This window comes from Robinsoniella sp. (genome assembly GCF_034124845.1).
Genome location: NZ_JAWYAJ010000330.1, coordinates 1 through 17,983 on the forward strand (window position 1 = coordinate 1; position 17,983 = coordinate 17,983).

Below are 17,983 nucleotides of genomic sequence, written 5' to 3' on the forward strand. Positions count from 1 at the left end.
TGTAAGTATAAGCCGCTCCTTTTTTCAAGGAAGGAGTTACCGGCGGTTTAGGTGGATTCTGGGTCAGGCTCCGGCTGGTTTTCCACAGGGTATCGAAAGCGCTGCTGACCTGGGAATTCGTGGCTTTCGTATCAGTGAGAACACGTTGTGCGCCAGCCAGTGCTGTCTGGAAATTGTTCCAGCTTTCTGCTGTATAGTTGTTGTACTTCGTGTTTTTCAAAGTATCATAGATCATCTGCAGTTTTCCTTTATCCACCGTTTCCGGTACCACAGGTGTCGTTTTTTCTAACTTCGTAAATGCAAGGAGCAGGTCATCCGCTGCCTGATTAATTTCATCCTGTGCAGCATTTTCATTTTGCAGTACTTTGCTGGCAGCGGTAAGTGCAGTTTGCAGGTTCCGGTAGCTCTCGGCAGTATAATTTCCCTGTCCGATGGCAGCTATTTTCTGATACAGGGCACTCAGCAGTGTGGTATCTGGTTTTTCAGGAACCGGAATTTCATGGACAGTTATTTTAAATTCACCCTTTTTGGAGATTGCTCCTTCTTCGTAAATTACGGTAACTGTTTTTTCGCCGGGTGTCGTGGTGTCAAATCCGGTCATGCGGTATTCCTCTGCCGTCAGTTTCTTTTCGGTCTGATTACTGTACACAGCGGTGACTTCCATGCCTTTTAAGTCAGGATCTTCTGCTGTAAAATAGTCTGTTTTAACGGGAGGTTTTACCGTGATGTGGTCTAATACTACAACCGGTTTTTCTGTTTCCATAAGTTCATTTATGCCTACAGCGATACAGTTTTTGGCAAGTCTTGCATCGATAAGGTTGCTGTTCTGGTTATCCAGCACCCGGTTGGCATTGGCAACTGCCCAATCCAGGCGGAGCATGGAATCCTGTGTATAGGCATTTCTGTCAATGTTTCCGGCAACGGTTAAGCTTTCTTTGAGATTGTCCAGATCCTGTGTGATATCATAACGTTCACCGGTATGGATTACAGTTTCTCCCGATGCCGCGATTTCTTCATTTCCGTCTAAAGCAATTACCCGGAAATAATAATCGGTGTCATTATCCGGCACGCTGACGCTTAATTTATCGGATTTGGAACCGCTGTTGCTATGGAGCAGACCGTACACTTCTGTTGTATAAACGCCTGGCTGGGTGCCATATACGATCTTGTATGCTTTGGTAGGACTAAATTTAGGAAACTTGATCTGAACCGTTTTGTGGGCGCTAAATGTTTCATCAATATAGCGTGTCCATTCATCAAAGACTGTGAGATCATCTGCGGTTACTTCCCTTACCACTACCTGATCCGCGGAAAATGGTTTCTCATATGACCGCAGTCCAATCATACCGTTGGGGAAACGGGTATTGACAAATCTGGTGATTAACTGATTGTCTATATACAATGCCACCATGTCTTCATATGCCACTGCTTTTAAACGATAAGCTCTGCCGTTTTCAAAAGCAGGCAGATTTTTACGTTCGGTCTGGTGCCATTTGTTATCTGCATAACCGCTGATGTAATATCCGGTCCCGTCATCATTATTGCCGATTCCGAAGAAGTATCCGCAATAATTATCGGATCCATTATTTCCAGCACCGGTTACACGGTACATAAGGCCTGCATTTTGATTGCTTTTTCCCTCCAGGATCACATCGGCTTCGGCAACGTAGTCTGTCCATGCTTCTTCGCCGGCAACGGCTTTTACGTTATTGTTGGATTCCATGGAAAGTTTTCCGTCGGCAAAGTGGATTTTGTCAATAGATCCACAGAGGCGCCACTTTTGCGCGGAGGCAGGTGCATCTTCAAAATCATCCTGGAAATCAGGTGTTACCTGCACCGGCGGTTCAGGATCCGGTATTTCATTGGTGAAGGAGTCTGTCTCTGCTTTTGTCAGGTTTCTTACTTTAAAGTAGTTTACTGTAAATGGCTGTTTCCAGGATCGAAGCCCTACGGAGCCATAAGAGAATTTATCGTCTTCCAGCTCATAGACCTGCACACCGTCTATAAAGACTTTAAACATACTTCCTTTTACCAGTATTTTAAGATCGTAAACCTTTCCAGGTTCATAAGTAAATGCAGGTACTTTTGCGATGTCATTCCATCCATTGTTGGCATACCCTACATTTAAACCATTCCCGATTGCATCGATGCCAACGTAATAACCTTTGTAGCTGTCTGCATTTTCGGCAGTGACATCCGTACAGCGGAACATAACGCCAAAGTCGCGGTTGGGATTTTCGGGACCTGCCAGTTTTGTTTCAATTGCATAATCCTCCCAGGTTTCCTCACCTGTTCCCGCCATGATCTTCAGATTGTCGCTGTTGCCTACGCCAATCTGTCCCCCTTCAAATGACACTGCATCTTTGGGATCCAGAACCGTCCATTTTGCCAGGCTCTCTTCGGTATTTGTAAAATCATCCTCAAAGAGATTGTTTTCGATTCCCAGGTCTTCATATTCTTCTGCTGTAATTTCCCGAACTTCAAAAGAGTTTACATCAAACGACTGTTTCCAGGAGCGAAGTCCGGCACTGCCGGAAGCATAGTATGGAACAGGTTTATTACCACTCTTCATTTCAGAAATATTCTGGTCATACAGCTTCACGCCGTCTACATACACAGCCAGCCGTTCTCCTGCAATAATGGTTTTTAATTGATAAACTTTGTTTTCTTCATAGGCAACGCCTCCCGGAGTGGCTATGCCATTCCATCCTCCGTCAGCATAACCGATGTTGAGTCCACCTGCAACGGCATTTATGCCTACGTAATAGCCGTTATAGCCGTCAGAACCATCCGTGACATCCGTTGCACGGAGAATGATGCCAAAGTCTCTGTCGGGGTTTCCTGTGCCAATTACATCTGCAACTACGGCATAGTCGGTCCACTCCTGCATTCCGGTCATGGCTTTGATATTATCGCTGACGCCTACGGACATTTTGCCCGGCTGGAAATTAATCACATGGTTGGGATCGTAAATGGTCCATTTATTCTTACTTGCGGCTGGGTCGCTGAAGTCGTCTTTAAATGTCAGAGGCTGTGTGGATGCAGACTCCGCTTTTACTTCTTCGGAAACTTTTTCTGCACCGTTTACCAGCATGGATACCTGGAAATAATAGGTTTCGCCTGGTTCTAAACCGGTAATGACTGCCTTTTTGCTGTAGAAATTTTCAGCAGTTTTTGTATAATTCCCGCTTTCAGTTCCATATTTTACGGTATAAAATCCACTGGAACGGTCGATATTGGTATTTAATGTCACGCTGGTACCATTTTTATTACTGATGGCTTCTTTGATTTCCGGCTGCGTGAAAAGATTTACCGGAACAACATCGATACCGGTTATGTTAACATTGTCGTTACCAAAGAAACGGATATTATTATAATTTTCATGCTTGAAGTAGAAGTACTGGTTCTTGCCCGGTACGATAGAACTTAAATTTTCCACGATATTGGGTTCGGTTCCGTTAAATTCCATCTGTTCTTCGTATTTTCCGTTGATATTAAGTCGCAGCGTTCCTGATCCTGTGTAATAAATCTTCAAGGTATAATCATCGGCACTGGGAACTACTACGTTGTCAAATTCTACAACTTTTTCCCCATTTTCCTGATAGGACTGGGAATCCTGTTGTGTTTTTGAGGTAATGCCGCTTTCTATGGGGTCTCCCACTACAGGCATCTGAGTCATATGTAACCGGGTACATCCATAAGGAACGAGCTGTATTTCTTCCTGCAGGGACTCGTCCGAAATGACTGGAGAAAATGGAGGTTCCGGAACTACATTGCCTTTTAATTTCCACTGGGGAATTTTCTGCCCCGTTACCTTCATGGTGATGGGAGCGTTAGAAAGAGTAAACGGCTGTAAACCAATTTCGTCTGCATACTCTATCTGAATGGAACTTTCCGGATCTTGGGGATCAATGACCAGGCCATAATTCCAGTCGCTTGCCGGATAAACTTCTTTTCGGTCAAACTCGCCCACCGGGTCGTATTGGATATCTCTGGCTGCGTCATCGGATGCAATACGCCAGTCTTCTTCAATACGCTGGGAGAAAATCAGTGGTCCATATTCTACAGCAGCGGCATTGTTGTACCATACTGAAGTGCGTACTTCCATAGGGAAGGTAACGGTGACCTGATCTCCTGGTTTCCAGGTTCTGTCTATTACTGCAAATCCATCTGCCTGGCTTATATCCACCCCTTTGCCATTCACTTCCACAACCGGATTTTCACACCATGCGGGAAGTCTTAAGCTTAACGGAAAACTGGCTTCATCTCCGGAATAATCCAGTCCGATGGTATCTTTGAAGGGGTAGTCGGTGGTTTCATCAAAGACAGCTGTCTTGCCGTCTGCAACTTTAGCCGTTACGGTATTAGGTCCGTACATCACCAGAGCGAGACCGTTATCTTTGGTTGCCATCCACATGTTCTGCACAAATTTAGGCCATCCCATATGCATATTTGGGAAACAGCACTCAAAGCCGGTAGGTGCGCCAAAGGCGCTGTCATCTCCATGATCACAGTCAAATTCATGATTACCGTGGGTAGCCATGACCTGATTCTGTGCCTGGAAGTAGCAGTGTCCGTTATAATCTGGTGCATATCCCGCTGGAAGAGAGTTGTAGGCAATACGTTCCATATCATCTCCCAGCCAGCTTTCACCGGTTATGGCAATGGAGATTTCGTTGGAAAGGAGGCTTTCTACGATGGAGCACAGTTCAGCACCCCGGTAAGGTAGATTATCCCGTGCTGCCTCATCGGAATTGGCAAGCTTATCCACTCTGCCGTGGTCCAGTCCCATGTTGAAAATCCCTTCTTTGAGAGAATCTTTATCATTTTCTCTGCCGGGGAGCTGGCTCAGTACAGCAGGTGTTTTCATCGCCTGGGTGGTGTTTACCACGTGTTCACGGACGGTGGTTTTAGTAAATACATCATTCCAGTTCAGACCGCTGTCCTGGGATTTCGTCTGACCTGCCAGAAGTTCAGCAAGTTCTATGATCCAGTCACTGTCTGTGGGATTTTGCTCATCATAGGCATGGTTATAGTACCAGAGAAGTACTTCAATGTTATCACCGCCTCTGGATGCTGCCCAGGAAGTTAAAGGTTTCTGGGGCAAACGGTTTAACTGGTAACGGAAATAGTTCTCAAAGAACGGAAGCACTCTTTCATCCGGTGTACCCTGAAGAGCAGTTGCTTCATAATAATCCCGGATCACCTGAAGAATGACCATTCGGGGCCACCAGTCCCAGCCGTCTGAACTGCCGTCACCGTCATTGACCGGTCCTATAAAACCATTGGACCGCTGGCTGTCTAAGATGAAGTTGATCCATTCCATGGATTTTTCTTTTAACTCATCATCATCTAAAACCCAAGCCAGGGACATCAGACCTCTTAAATAGTAAGGCCCTTTTTCCCAGCCATCTCCAGTTCCGCCCCGCCAGCCGTTAGCCGGACCATACAGCGGGTATTCATCGTTAATTGCTCCGGTTAGTCCATTTTTCTGGAGATACAGCTGCTCCAGAAGCCAGCCCTTTGCATTGACCGCACCCATTGGCAGTTGGACAAATGCTTTAGTGTTCAACTTACCTTGATTGGAAAAATAATTGAGGTTTCCCTCCCTCTGTACCTGCGGATTTTCAGCATTTGTCTGCGGTGTAGCAGCAGTGGCCGGAATGACAGCGTTAAATATTGTACTGGCTGTCAGGACTACAGTTAAAAAAAGTGAAACAACACGTCTTTTCATACACCTTTCCTCTTTTCTTTGTGGGGTTTTTATTGTTCTATTCAATTATAGCGTTTCTTATTATATTATTCTTTGTAAAAATATGATCGTTTTTTACAATTTAAAGAGAAAAAGAATTATAATAAAAAAGTAGGGGACAGGAGATGAAATCTTGTCCAATTAGTTCAAGAAAAACCATTGGAAATCATATAGAATGAGAAAGAGGTATGGGAATGAAGCAGTGGGATATGGAGAAAGTAAATGCCGTACAGAGGATGCAGGATTATATAATGGAACATGTGGAAAGTGAAGATTTTTCCTTTGAGGAAATGTATTCCTGCGCAGGTTACTCGAAAAGGCATGGGGACAGAATTTTTAAGGAACTTATCGGAAAGACACCAAAAGAATACGTGAGGGCAATCCGCCTGTCTGAAAGTTCCCTGGAGTTATTGAACAGCAGCAGGCGAATTCTGGATATAGCCCTGAACAGCAGCTACCAGACCCATGAGGGATATGTGAAGGCTTTTTGGGAGGCATTCCATGTTACACCCAGTTCGTACCGGAGTTCCCCGGATCCCATTCCCTTGTTTGTTCAGTATCCCATACGGAATTATTTTACGTTAATTAATCATAAGGAGGACAGAAATATGTGTAAAGAAATGAAATTATGTATGATTACTGCGGTATCAAGACCAAAAAGAAAGTTAATTTTAATGCGCTCTGCAACAGCTGTGGATTACTTTTCGTTCTGCCAGGAAGCAGGATGTGATTGGGAAGGTTTATTTAACAGCATTCCTGAGAAATATGATCTGGCGGCAATTGCAGAACTTCCAGCCAGTCTGGTAAAAGAAGGAACGTCTAATGTTGCAGCAGGAGTGGAAGTGCCTTTTGACTACGCAGGAGCTATTCCGGATGGATGCGACGTGGTTGAACTGGAACCTTGTGAAATGCTTTATTTCCAATCGGAGCCTTATGAGAATGACGAGGATTTCTGTGTTGCCATTGACAGCGTCCAATATGCCATTGAAAAGTATAATGGGAAAGCTTTTGGATATCAGCTGGATGATACGCTGGCACCTAAGTTTAACTATGGGGCGAATACGGTTATGGGAGCGAAACAGGCGGTGCCGGCTAGCAGGATATAGAGGGAGTGGGATAAGGTATAGAGTGGGTAGACTAAGGTAATAGGTAAAGTGAACGCAGGCAAATGTTGGAGAGAATAAGATTTTCTTTCCTATATTTGACCTGCTTTTTCAATATCTTGTCAAACCACAATTAGCTGTAATATGGTACAATGAGGAAAACGAAAGATAAGGAGAACCAAATGCCTATGAAAATAGATCGTTTATTGAGCATAACAATCTACCTGCTGAATAATGAATCTGTAAGTGCAAGACAATTGGCACAGCATTTTCAGGTATCTGTCCGTACAATCCAGAGGGATATGATTTCACTTTCTCAGGCTGGGATTCCGGTATTTGCCAATAGCGGGCAAACAGGTGGCTATGCTATTTTACCAGAGTTCAAATTAAAAAACCATCTGTTAAAAGATGCGGATAAGCAGCTGATCTTAAAAGCGCTGAAGAGTTTGAATACATCTTATTCCAATAGTATCCTGGAAGAGTTGATTAGAAAATACCTAACATTAACAGGAGAAAATAACAGTCAGCCTGTTTTCTGGGATTTTGGTGTTACCAGAGAAAATGCTGTGGTGCAGGAGTATAACATTTTTTTGGAAAATGCAATAAAGCAAAACCGGACGATACGGTTCCATTACCGCAATGCAGAAGGAGTGGAGTCAGAGCGCAGAGCACAGCCCCTTGCAGTGCATTACAAATGGTATGCCTGGTATTTGTTTTTTTATGATCTGGATAAATTGGATTACCGCACATGTAAAGTTGCCAGAATGTCTGAACTGCAGATTTCACAAGACAGATGTACCGTTCAGCATGATGAGGTTGAAAAGCTGATGAAGGAATCAGAACAGAAATATTACCGCACATGTTCGGAGATTGAAGTGCAATGCAGAGAAGAAGAGAAAGCTTTATTAAAGGAGTATTTTCCCGATGAAGAATTCGAAGAACTGCCGGATGGCAAATACCGCATGTTTCTTCATGTTCCACAAAAGGAACGTTTATGGCAGGCACTTTTGTTAAGCTTTGGAAATCGTGTGAAAGTCATTGGTCCACAAGAATACAGAGAGAAGTTAATTCGGACAGCACAGGATTTTTTATCGAATTACGACATATAGCTGTCGCTTCCATGTAGTATCTTATTCTAGTAGCGGCCGTCGCAAATACGCCACTACATAGCACAGTCGCACACCTGACACAGATATCAGGCACTATATATCGACGTATTTACGCCGAGCGGCACTAGGAGGAGTTCACATGATACATAATGAAGAAATTAAGAATTATTTATTACAAAGCGGAGCAGACTTGTGTGGGATTGCCGGGATAGAACGTTTTTCAGACGCACCGGAGGGATATCATCCCACAGATGTTTTGCCGGACTGCAAGTCTGTCATTGTTATTGCAAAAAGTTTTTTGGCAGGTACGCTGGCATGTACGACCACAATCCCCTATACGATTGTACGAAATATGATCTCAGACACCATGGATAAGATGGCAGTTGCGTTTTGCTCCCACATGGAAAAGGAGGGAGTGATTGCCATACCAACGGGAACTATCGGACCATCTGAATTTGATGAAAAGACAATGCGTTTTCGGAATATTGTCTCTGGTAAACACGCAGCTCAGGCAGCAGGACTGGGAGTGATCGGGAAAAATACGTTACTCATTACGCCGGAATATGGCAATATGGTGTGGCTGAGTGTGATTTTGACAGAGTTGGAGTTAGAACAGGATCCCATCCTGGAGACGGAATTTTGTAAAGATTGCAGCCGTTGTATCAATGCCTGTCCGGTAAAGGCATTGGGGGAGCCGCAAATGGAACAATTAACCTGTTGGGAGTATGCATTCGGGCAGGAAGGGCAGGGGGACTGGAGAATCAAGTGCCATAAATGCAGGGATATCTGCCCTCATTGTCTGGGAAGTGAGAATGGGAATATGAAACGACATCTGTAAAATAGGAATAGTAGATAAGTTGTTAATCTGTTATAATATATAAAATGTAGTGTTATTAATCTCTGGAATTGGGAGATACTGGAAAGGAGATGAAAACGATGGAAAAGACAATTTATATTGGAACAGATGATTTTACAGAAATAGTAAATGGTAATTATTATTACGTTGACAAAACACTTCTTATAAAAGAATTATTGGATAAACCTGCAAAAGTCACACTTTTTACAAGACCAAGGAGATTTGGGAAAACATTAAATACAATGATGTTACGCACTTTTTTTGAAAATATTCCAGGAAATGATGTTTATTTTCATCACTTGAAAATCTGGGACAGTGGTGAAAAGTACACACGTTTCCAAGGGAAATATCCGGTTATCTTTTTGACTTTTAAGGATGCAAAATGTGATACATGGGAAGAAACATATGAATCCATTTGCCGTTTGATACAAAAAGAGTTTAATCGCCATGCAATGTTAGGCCATTTTGAATCTTTGAATACGTATCAGAAGAAGCAAGTAGAGAAAATATTGGATGAGACAGCGGGACCTGTAGTTTATAAAGATGCTTTGGGCGATCTAACCGAATATCTGCATCAGGCAGAAGGGGTTAAGCCAATCATTTTGATTGACGAGTATGATACACCGATTATGCAGGGACATGCAAAAGGATTTGAAAGAGATGTAATCACTTTTATAAGAAATCTGTTCTCCGGCGGAATGAAAAATAATATACACTTAGAAAGAGCTATATTGACTGGTATTTTACGTATTGCGCAAGAAGATATCTTTAGCGGGCTTAATAATATCAGAGTTGCGACTTTGTTGGATAAAGACTTTAACAATTATTTTGGCTTTACGAAAAATGAAGTGAAAGAGATTGCCGACTATTATGGCGTTCCAGATAAAATATTCGAGATTCGTAAATGGTATGACGGGTATTTATTTGGAGGTACGGAAATATACAATCCCTGGTCTGTTATGAATTATTTTGCTTCTGGCTGCACGCCGGGAACCTATTGGACAGCTACCAGCAGCAATGATATTCTAAAAGACATCCTTAAAACAGCAAGTCCGGAAATCATAACGAACCTGACAACTCTTATGAATGGGGAATCCTTTCGGGCATATATAGAGACACAGCTTGCTTACGGCAGTTCTGAAAGTGAAAATAGGAATGAAACACTTTATTCTTTGCTTTTGATGTCCGGATATCTGAGGGAAGAAAGGCCGCTTGATACAAAAAAGGTAGAGATGGGATTATCTGCAACATATGATCTAAGTATACCAAACCGCGAAATAGCAGAAGTGTATCGAAAAGAAATTTTTGAGCAGATGACCAGGAGAAGTACTACATCAAGTCCGCACAGATTTTTAGAAGCGGTAATGTTTGATGACCCGGATCTGATACAGGAACAGCTTAGGGAATTATTATTAGTAAACACAAGTTTTCATGATACAGCTTCAGAGAGTTTTTATCATGCGTTGGTGCTGGGTCTATTGAGTGCGGTAGGTGGTAACTATCGTATATATTCTTATCAGGAATCCGGAGACGGACGATATGATCTCCAGTTGGTTGATTATGATGGGAAGAAAGGAATTCTTTTCGAATTTAAGATTTTGAAAGGTGTTTCTGGAACAGAAAGTGATATTATGGAATCTTTGAAAAGAACTGCACGAGAAGCAGCTCTTGGACAAATGGAAGAGAAACATTATGATGTGGGTTTGCGTAAATGCGGCATAACAAATATAGTAAAATATGGCGTCGCCTTTTGTAAAAAGTATGTTGCGGTAGAAAAAGCAGACCAGTAGTAATTAGAAAAGATTTGTTTTCCAGAAAAAATATAAAAAGTAATATTCGGGAGAGCCGATAACTATGAATACGTTTCATAGGTTATCGGTTTTTTTATTCTACTCTCCGTTTTTTTAGTACTCAGAGAAAATTCTAATCATTTTAATTTTCTACTGATATCTGATAAACAGGCAGATCAGAGATTCTTCTGATAGAAAGGAACAGTGCCCCTTTGCTTCGCATAAGCAGCAGCGGTTGTCTTGAACCAATCTATTCATGTCAATAAACCTACCTTTAGATACATAACCAACCAGATATCATCCTGCGTGGTATATAATATCTTAAAAAAATTCATACATTAAAGAGGAATTTCTGATGTAACCATAGTAAACACACTGGTATAAGGTAAAAGAAAATATTAGGAATCTTTATTGTAGGGAGGAATAATTAAAATGAATATAGGGAAAGTGTTAATATCCGATTATGCAATAATCAGCTATGAGTTGGTTGTGATTATAATATTGACGATTGTTAATCTGAAGCTGTCTATGAAGAGAAAAGCCAGTTTGAAAGAACAAGTGAAAAATGGTAAAAGACAGCAAGAGGTGTCTTTGGAAAATTCTCTGAGAAATGAGAAGAGGAGGTAAGAATGCATGAGTATGGTATTGTCCATATATACAAAGGATGCGTTTAAAGAATTCTTATTACCTTCTTTGAACAATGCGGATTATACAATTACATTTTACCGTGATTATTTTCATTTGCAGGAAGATATACAGCTTCGATTGGAGATACTGGATGGAATCTGGAGAATTCAGCCCGATACACATTATCAGGTAGTCAAAAACCCCGCTGCAAGCAACGGGGTTTTTGACCCTCGCGGCAGTCGCCAAATGGACACGCCAGCGCGTCCGATTGACTCATTGCTCACGGGAATAAAGGATCAGGGACAGCACAGGGAAAATTATAAAGGGAAGCAGCTTAGAGACGGTGATATATTGCGGCTCCAGACGAATTTTATGGAGAATATGTCTGTCATAGTGAAGGATACGGCATCCGGCTTTCATGTATATAAAAAGTTTAAGTTAGATGGAGTGAATGAAATCACAATTGGGAAGAAACCCGAGAATGATATTATTTACAATTATCAGAGTATGGTGTCAGGAAACCATGCAAAGATTGTAAAGACAGCCAGGGGATATGAAATTTTCAATAGTAGTCCGAATGGCATTTATGTGAATTCTCTGCGTGTGGATAACAAGGTGGAGCTTGAGTTTGGTACCTTTATTAATATTATCGGACTTCATTTAGTGTATTTGGGGGATTTACTTGCTATTGACACAGAAGGGGGCCATGTTCAAGTCTCCAAAACGAAATTAAAAGAGTATACGGCAGATGAAAGCAAGGCAGCTGTATCTGCAGCGGAATTGCCGGTTTCTGTGGGAAAAACCTTATACCACCGGGCACCGCGTAACTATGAAAAGCTGGATGCAGAGCGGGTTGAGATAGAGGCGCCGCCTCAGCTGACGAAGGCAAAGCAGCAGCCGCTCCTTATGACAGTGGGACCGGCTCTTACGATGGCACTGCCCATGCTGCTTGGTTCTTTTATGATGATGTATGCTTCAGGCAGTTCCGGAGGAAAGTCATCCTTATACATGTATTCGGGACTGATTATGTCTGTATCATCTGCGGTAATCGGGCTTACCTGGTCCCTGGTAAATATCCGCTATCAGAAGAAGATTGAGAAGGAAAATGAGGAACAGCGTTTTTCAGCGTATGGACAGTATTTGACAGAGAAGGCGGATGAGATCAAGGAAAAATATGAACATACGGAAAAATCCCTGGTGGAGATGTATCCGGATACGTCCGATTGTCTGAAATACGATGAGCGGAAAGGGATCTTATGGAGCAGAAACCGGACACATGTAGATTTTCTTCGGCATCGTCTGGGAATTGGGGACTTGCCATTTCAGGTTCTGATCGATGTTCCGAAAAAGCGGTTTCAGTTATACAAGGATAAATTAGAAGAAAAGCCTGCGTTTATTCAGGAGAATTTTCAGACGTTGTATCAGGTTCCCGTTACGGTGGACCTGATTAAACATAATCTGGTGGGAGTAGTTGGGGGCAAATATAAAAAAGGCGCGATTGAGATTGCTAAAATTCTAAGTGCACAGCTGGCTTCTAATAATTGCTATACAGAAGTCAAACTGGGTTATATCTATGATGAGACTACCTCATTTGATTACGGTAAATGGGATTATGCAAAATGGCTTCCCCACGTTTGGTCTGAGGATAAGAAAACCCGCTTTGTAGCATCAAATAAAGAAGAGGCAAGTGATGTGTTTTACGAATTGACGAAGGTCTTCCGGGTTCGTCTGGAGGAAAGCTCGGATAATCGAAAAACAGAGCTGCCCAAGCCGTATTACATCGTATTTATTTCGGACATCTCTGTATTGGAAGGGGAGTTATTTTCAAAATATGTCTTTGAGAGAGAGGCGGCATGCGGACTGACTGCCATACTGATGGCGGAACGGTATGAGGAGCTGCCGAATAACTGCGATTTTATTATAGAAAATACGGATGTTTTTCAGGGAATGTATGAGGTGTCAGCCAGTGAGAAAGAAAAGCAGGCGATTGTATTTGACCGGGTAAATGATCTGGAACTGGAATATTTCGCAAGACATCTGTCCACTCTTCAGGTATTGGAAATGGAGGAAGGAGGAGAGATTCCTTCTGCCCTGACTTTCTTTGATATGTTTCATATTCAAAAACTGGAGGAACTGCCTGTAAAAGAATTGTGGGCAAAGAGCCGAATTTATGAAAATATCCGGGGAATTGTGGGAGAAAAGGCGGGGGGCGTGCCCTGCTATCTGGATGTACATGAAAAGTATCATGGTCCCCACGGGCTCGTGGCAGGTACGACAGGCTCCGGAAAGAGTGAAACGCTGCAGACGTATATGCTGTCACTGGCTGTTAATTACAGCCCGGATGACATTGGTTTTTTTATTATTGATTATAAGGGCGGCGGTATGGCGAATCTTTTCCAGGGGCTGCCCCATATGATCGGACAAATTTCTAATCTGTCCGGGAACCAGGTAAACCGTGCCATGATTTCTATTAAAAGTGAAAACAGAAGGCGGCAGAGGGTTTTCACGGAACATGGGGTTAACAATATCAATGCCTATACGAAATTGTATAAAAATGGAGAGGCGGCTAATCCGATTCCCCATCTGTTTATTATTATAGATGAGTTTGCTGAATTGAAAAAAGAGGAACCGGATTTTATGCAGGAATTGATCAGCGTCGCTCAGGTTGGGCGAAGCCTGGGCGTACATCTGATCTTGGCAACCCAGAAACCCAGCGGTACGGTAGATGACAATATCTGGAGCAACTCCAAGTTCCGTCTTTGTCTGCGTGTGCAGGACAAGCAGGACAGTAATGATATGCTGCATAAACCGGATGCTGCTTATATTACTCAGGCAGGCCGCTGCTATTTACAAGTGGGTAATGATGAGGTGTACGAATTGTTTCAGTCCGGGTTCAGCGGTGCGGTTTATGATGAGAATGCAGCGGGCGTAAATACGGAACTTGCCAAAATTATAAGTCTGACCGGAAAGGTGGAAATGACCGGAAATACGGTGAAGGCTTCCCAGAAAAAAGGCGTGGAGATCGCCTGGATGGATCGCCTTATACAATGTCTGGAGGAAGCTCTGAAACAGATAAATTGTCTTCTGCAGGAGTGTATGGACCATGCCAAAAATATGCAAAACCTGTTAGATACCATGTATGAGGTATTAAGGGTGCATCAGATTGACTATAAAGAAAGCAAATATAATACGGCACGGCTGCTGGATTTTATGAATCTGTACAGTGCTGCAGCAGGACAGAAAACAGATTGCTTAATTTCAGAATATCTTGTCAGCCTGGCGGCGGAAAAAGGGGTAAAGCTTCCCCAGGCAAAGGAGAAAACCCAGCTGGATGCAGTGAAAGAATATCTGGCGGCAGCTGCCAGAGAGTATGGATTTACCCATAAACAGCAGCTGTGGATGCCGGTACTTGGCGATAAGATATATCTGGATGAATTTGCAGATACGAGAGAAACCAATTTTGAATATACAGGCACCTGGAAGCAGATGACCGATCAGTGGAGTCTGGATTTTGCCCTGGGTAAGATGGATGATCCTGCCAACCAGAATCAGATGGCGCTGACGGTAAATTTTGCGGAGGATGGCCATATTGGAATCTGCGGAAGCATCGTCTGCGGGAAGAGTACAATGATGCAGACGATGGCTTATGCAATTATACAGAAGTATTCCCCGGAGGCAGTTAACCTGTATGTGCTGGATTTTAGCAGTAAAATGATGTCTGCTTTTGAAGAAGCACCTCATTTTGGCGGGGTGATGTATGAGTCGGATCTGGATAAGATCCAGAAGTTTTTCACTATGCTGAGGTCCATGTTAGAAGAGCGTAAAAGTTTATTCCGGGGCGGAAATTACAAACAGTATGTGCAGGTAAATGGGCTGATTCTTCCGTCTGTCCTGATTTTTATTGACAATTATGCGGCGTTCAGAGAGAAAACAGGAGAGATATACGAGGAGCAAATGATTACGCTTGCAAAGGAGGGAATCAGCCACGGTATATTTTTAATTATATCCGGCGGTGGCTTTGGAATGAACGAAATTACAATGCGTGTGGCTGAGAATCTGAATACCGTTTTATGTCTGGCTATGCAGGATAAATTTGCATATGGAGACGTTTTGTACAGCATGCAGATTGAAGTATTGCCGGAGAGCGGAGTCAAGGGCAGAGGGCTTGCATATTACGGAAAGCAGATTCTGGAATATCAGACGGCACTGGCTGTAAGGGCAGATAATGACTATCAGAGAATGGAAAAGATCAGTATGATGTGCCGTCAGATGAAAGCGGCATGGAAAGGAAATTGTGCACGCAGAGTACCGGAAATTCCGGAAAAACCAATCTGGTCTGAGTTTAGAGATCTGGATGGATTTAAAAAGCTGACTGCTTCGCCGGAACATCTGCCGGCGGGGTACGATGAAGCAAATGCAGAGGTTTACGGCATTCTTCTTCGTCAGGCGTACTGCTATATGATTTGCGGGGCTGCAAGAACCGGAAAGACAAATTTTATGAAGGTTTGTCTTCAGGCAGCAATTGAAAAAGAGAGCAGGATCTGTATTATAGATGCTCCCGGAGGCAGCCTGCGGTCTTACATAAATTCCGACCGGGTGACATATGCCTCAGACGAACAGAGTGTCTTTGCATTTTTCCGGGATCTGCTTCCGGTGTTTAAGGAACGGAACCAGGTGAAAAATAGCATGCTGAATGATGATTGTGAAGAGGATGAAATATTTGACGTTATGTGTAAGGAGATTCCTTATTTTATCTTTATAAGCGATTTAAGCTGGTTTGTGCCTCTGGTCTATAACGCGGAGTTGGATATGAAGGGATTTCTGGAAAATATTATTGCAAAAGGCAGACTACACTATATTTATTTTATCAGTGAGCTTTCTCTGGAAAAACGCTCTATGATTACCGGGTACCAGATTTACGAGTTATTTGCCGGATACAAGACAGGAATTCATTTTGGAGGAAAGTCAGGGGATAATCCAATTCTCAACTTCGAATATATCCCCTATGCTGAGCAGTCTAAGACAGAGAAGGCTGGAATTGGCATGCTTCCGGATGTAGCAGATGAAAAAGGGACTAAAAAAGTGGTGGTACCCTTAGCCAGGAGGTAGGCAGTTTGGCTGAAATGTTTGTATACAATAAAAATATATCAGAAGCAAAAGAGTTGATCCGATGGGCAAGGGAAACGGTGGCATCCCAGTCAAATGACCGGCTGGAGGTGTGGGATTATTTCAGCGACAGGGAGGCGGAAGAATTTTTACAGGCAGAACACTTTCTCGACTTGGCAATGATGGAGATTTGCAGAGAGCAGGACATCGGTATGGCGGAGCGGCTACGGTTAACCAGGGAGCTTCTGGATATTATGCTTATCTCTGACAGCAGTATTTCACCTATGGAATATATGACGCCGAATATTCGTGCCTGTTCTTTGCTGCTGCGGCCATATACAGCAGAACAGGCAAGGCAGGTAGTGAGGGAATTTGTGGCATCGTTTTACAGAAAGCGAAGCCAGGGGGGAGAGAAGAACGCCCTCCTGATTGAAAACAGGGAGGGAAAGATAGCCATACCTTTTACGCAGATTTATTATCTGGAAGTCAGAGAAAAGAAGATTTACATCCGTCTAAAAGGCAAGGAATTCAGCAAATACGATTCTTTAGAAAATGTAATGAAATTGCTGCCGGAACATTTTCTGAGATGCCACCGGAGTTTTGTGTTTAATGTCAATTACTTTGAGGGGGTAAAGCTTTCCCAGAACATCATTTATCTGGAAAACAGAATTACCGTTCCCCTGTCCCGTTCTTATAAGGCAGATATTAAGGAGTATTTGGATGGATTACGTAACTTATGAAAGTTATTATATAAAAGATGAAGAGCTGCATATCCTTCTGGCGGGCAGCGGTAAGAGATCTTGGTATGGTCTGGCACAGACGGAACCTCATGATCAAATTAAAAATACAGCGGATATACATACCATATTAGCCGGATTATATCAAAAAGAATATATCTCTTTTGAAAAGGATAAGGTTGTGATTCTGGAACCCATGTATTCTATGATACAGATATTGCTTGATGCAAAAGTCTGTATCAATGCCAGGAGTGACAGGATTCCCATGCGCTGTCATTATATTTACAAGGATCAGGTATTGTTTCTGGAAAGAAGCCAGAGAGAAGAGAATATGCTGCGGATGACGATGTTATGCTGTGTGGAATGGCTGGATCTGCTTTTCCAGGAATCTTATTTTCCGGAGAATCTGTGGGACAGAGCTGGGGAGATTCCTTTGTATAGTGGGGGACTGGAAAGAGAAAAAACATTGTTGGAATGCTGTATGGAAAGTGGTTTTTATTCCGGTTTTGAAAAAGTAGACAGCAATTTGGGAATAGTGACAGAGAGACTGTTCGTTAAGGAGCAGGATTTTGTGTATACGCTGTATTTCCAAAAACAGAATTTCAGCATTTGCAGAGAAGGCTCCTGTTGGAGAGAAATTTTACAACAATGGATGAATCAGGAGGAGTGTCATGATTTTAGTTGATGTATGGATACCGGCAGCGGATGATCATTATGATTTTATGTTGAATGAGAATGTAATTATCGAGAAAATCATTTTAGAAATTTCTGAGATGATCGCTAAGAAAATGAGAAGTGAAAAAGTGGGACATTTTGAAAATTTTAATTTATATTTTATGGATCAAAAAAGAATGCTAAAAAAAGAAAAAACGCTCTACATGTGCGGTGTGATGGATGGAAGCA

At 42.6% G+C, this 17,983-nt stretch carries 10 protein-coding genes; 9 read left to right on the forward strand and 1 reads right to left on the reverse strand.

Annotated features, from left to right (window positions below):
* Positions 1-5,734: family 16 glycoside hydrolase (locus ACH2DQ_RS16690; protein ID WP_395027498.1), on the reverse strand; the 5,734-nt coding region annotated here is incomplete at its 3' end.
* Between the two features lie 212 nt (positions 5,735-5,946).
* Between ACH2DQ_RS16690 and ACH2DQ_RS16695 the strand changes: the two genes are divergently transcribed.
* From ACH2DQ_RS16695 to ACH2DQ_RS16735, 9 genes are all read left to right on the forward strand, one after another.
* Positions 5,947-6,858 carry a helix-turn-helix domain-containing protein gene (locus ACH2DQ_RS16695; RefSeq protein WP_394910801.1) on the forward strand — a complete coding sequence of 304 codons (912 nt, stop codon included), beginning with the start codon at positions 5,947-5,949 and terminating at the stop codon, positions 6,856-6,858.
* 179 nt (positions 6,859-7,037) lie between these two features.
* Positions 7,038-7,964, forward strand: a complete 927-nt coding sequence (locus tag ACH2DQ_RS16700; protein ID WP_394910802.1) for a helix-turn-helix transcriptional regulator — start codon at positions 7,038-7,040, stop codon at positions 7,962-7,964.
* 139 nt (positions 7,965-8,103) lie between these two features.
* Entirely contained in the window at positions 8,104-8,802 is a 699-nt protein-coding gene (locus tag ACH2DQ_RS16705) for an epoxyqueuosine reductase (protein ID WP_394910803.1), read from the forward strand.
* Positions 8,803-8,900: 98 nt separating this feature from the next.
* Positions 8,901-10,610, forward strand: coding sequence for an AAA family ATPase (locus ACH2DQ_RS16710; RefSeq protein WP_394910804.1), 1,710 nt, complete (start codon positions 8,901-8,903; stop codon positions 10,608-10,610).
* A gap of 432 nt (positions 10,611-11,042) precedes the next feature.
* Positions 11,043-11,237, forward strand: a complete 195-nt coding sequence (locus tag ACH2DQ_RS16715; protein ID WP_394910805.1) for a hypothetical protein — start codon at positions 11,043-11,045, stop codon at positions 11,235-11,237.
* A 6-nt stretch (positions 11,238-11,243) separates the two neighbouring features.
* Positions 11,244-16,346 (forward strand): type VII secretion protein EssC, encoded by a 5,103-nt coding sequence (gene essC, locus ACH2DQ_RS16720; RefSeq protein ID WP_394910806.1) that lies wholly within the window; start codon positions 11,244-11,246, stop codon positions 16,344-16,346.
* A 14-nt stretch (positions 16,347-16,360) separates the two neighbouring features.
* Entirely contained in the window at positions 16,361-17,083 is a 723-nt protein-coding gene (locus ACH2DQ_RS16725; RefSeq protein WP_394910854.1) for a LytR/AlgR family response regulator transcription factor, read from the forward strand.
* Positions 17,064-17,765 (forward strand): hypothetical protein, encoded by a 702-nt coding sequence (locus ACH2DQ_RS16730; RefSeq protein WP_394910807.1) that lies wholly within the window; start codon positions 17,064-17,066, stop codon positions 17,763-17,765. The genes ACH2DQ_RS16725 and ACH2DQ_RS16730 overlap by 20 nt, the downstream gene beginning before the upstream one ends.
* Positions 17,752-17,983 (forward strand): hypothetical protein (locus tag ACH2DQ_RS16735; protein ID WP_395027502.1); only part of this gene is annotated, 232 nt, incomplete at its 3' end. The genes ACH2DQ_RS16730 and ACH2DQ_RS16735, both read left to right, overlap by 14 nt.

What these genes read in the sequence shown, in the direction of transcription:
- ACH2DQ_RS16695 (WP_394910801.1), top strand. Translation starts at nt 5,947, where the DNA reads ATGAAGCAGTGGGATATGGAGAAAGTAAATGCCGTACAGAGGATGCAG.
- ACH2DQ_RS16700 (WP_394910802.1), top strand. Translation starts at nt 7,038, where the DNA reads ATGCCTATGAAAATAGATCGTTTATTGAGCATAACAATCTACCTGCTG.
- ACH2DQ_RS16705 (WP_394910803.1), top strand. Translation starts at nt 8,104, where the DNA reads ATGATACATAATGAAGAAATTAAGAATTATTTATTACAAAGCGGAGCA.
- ACH2DQ_RS16710 (WP_394910804.1), top strand. Translation starts at nt 8,901, where the DNA reads ATGGAAAAGACAATTTATATTGGAACAGATGATTTTACAGAAATAGTA.
- ACH2DQ_RS16715 (WP_394910805.1), top strand. Translation starts at nt 11,043, where the DNA reads ATGAATATAGGGAAAGTGTTAATATCCGATTATGCAATAATCAGCTAT.
- essC (WP_394910806.1), top strand. Translation starts at nt 11,244, where the DNA reads ATGAGTATGGTATTGTCCATATATACAAAGGATGCGTTTAAAGAATTC.
- ACH2DQ_RS16725 (WP_394910854.1), top strand. Translation starts at nt 16,361, where the DNA reads ATGTTTGTATACAATAAAAATATATCAGAAGCAAAAGAGTTGATCCGA.
- ACH2DQ_RS16730 (WP_394910807.1), top strand. Translation starts at nt 17,064, where the DNA reads ATGGATTACGTAACTTATGAAAGTTATTATATAAAAGATGAAGAGCTG.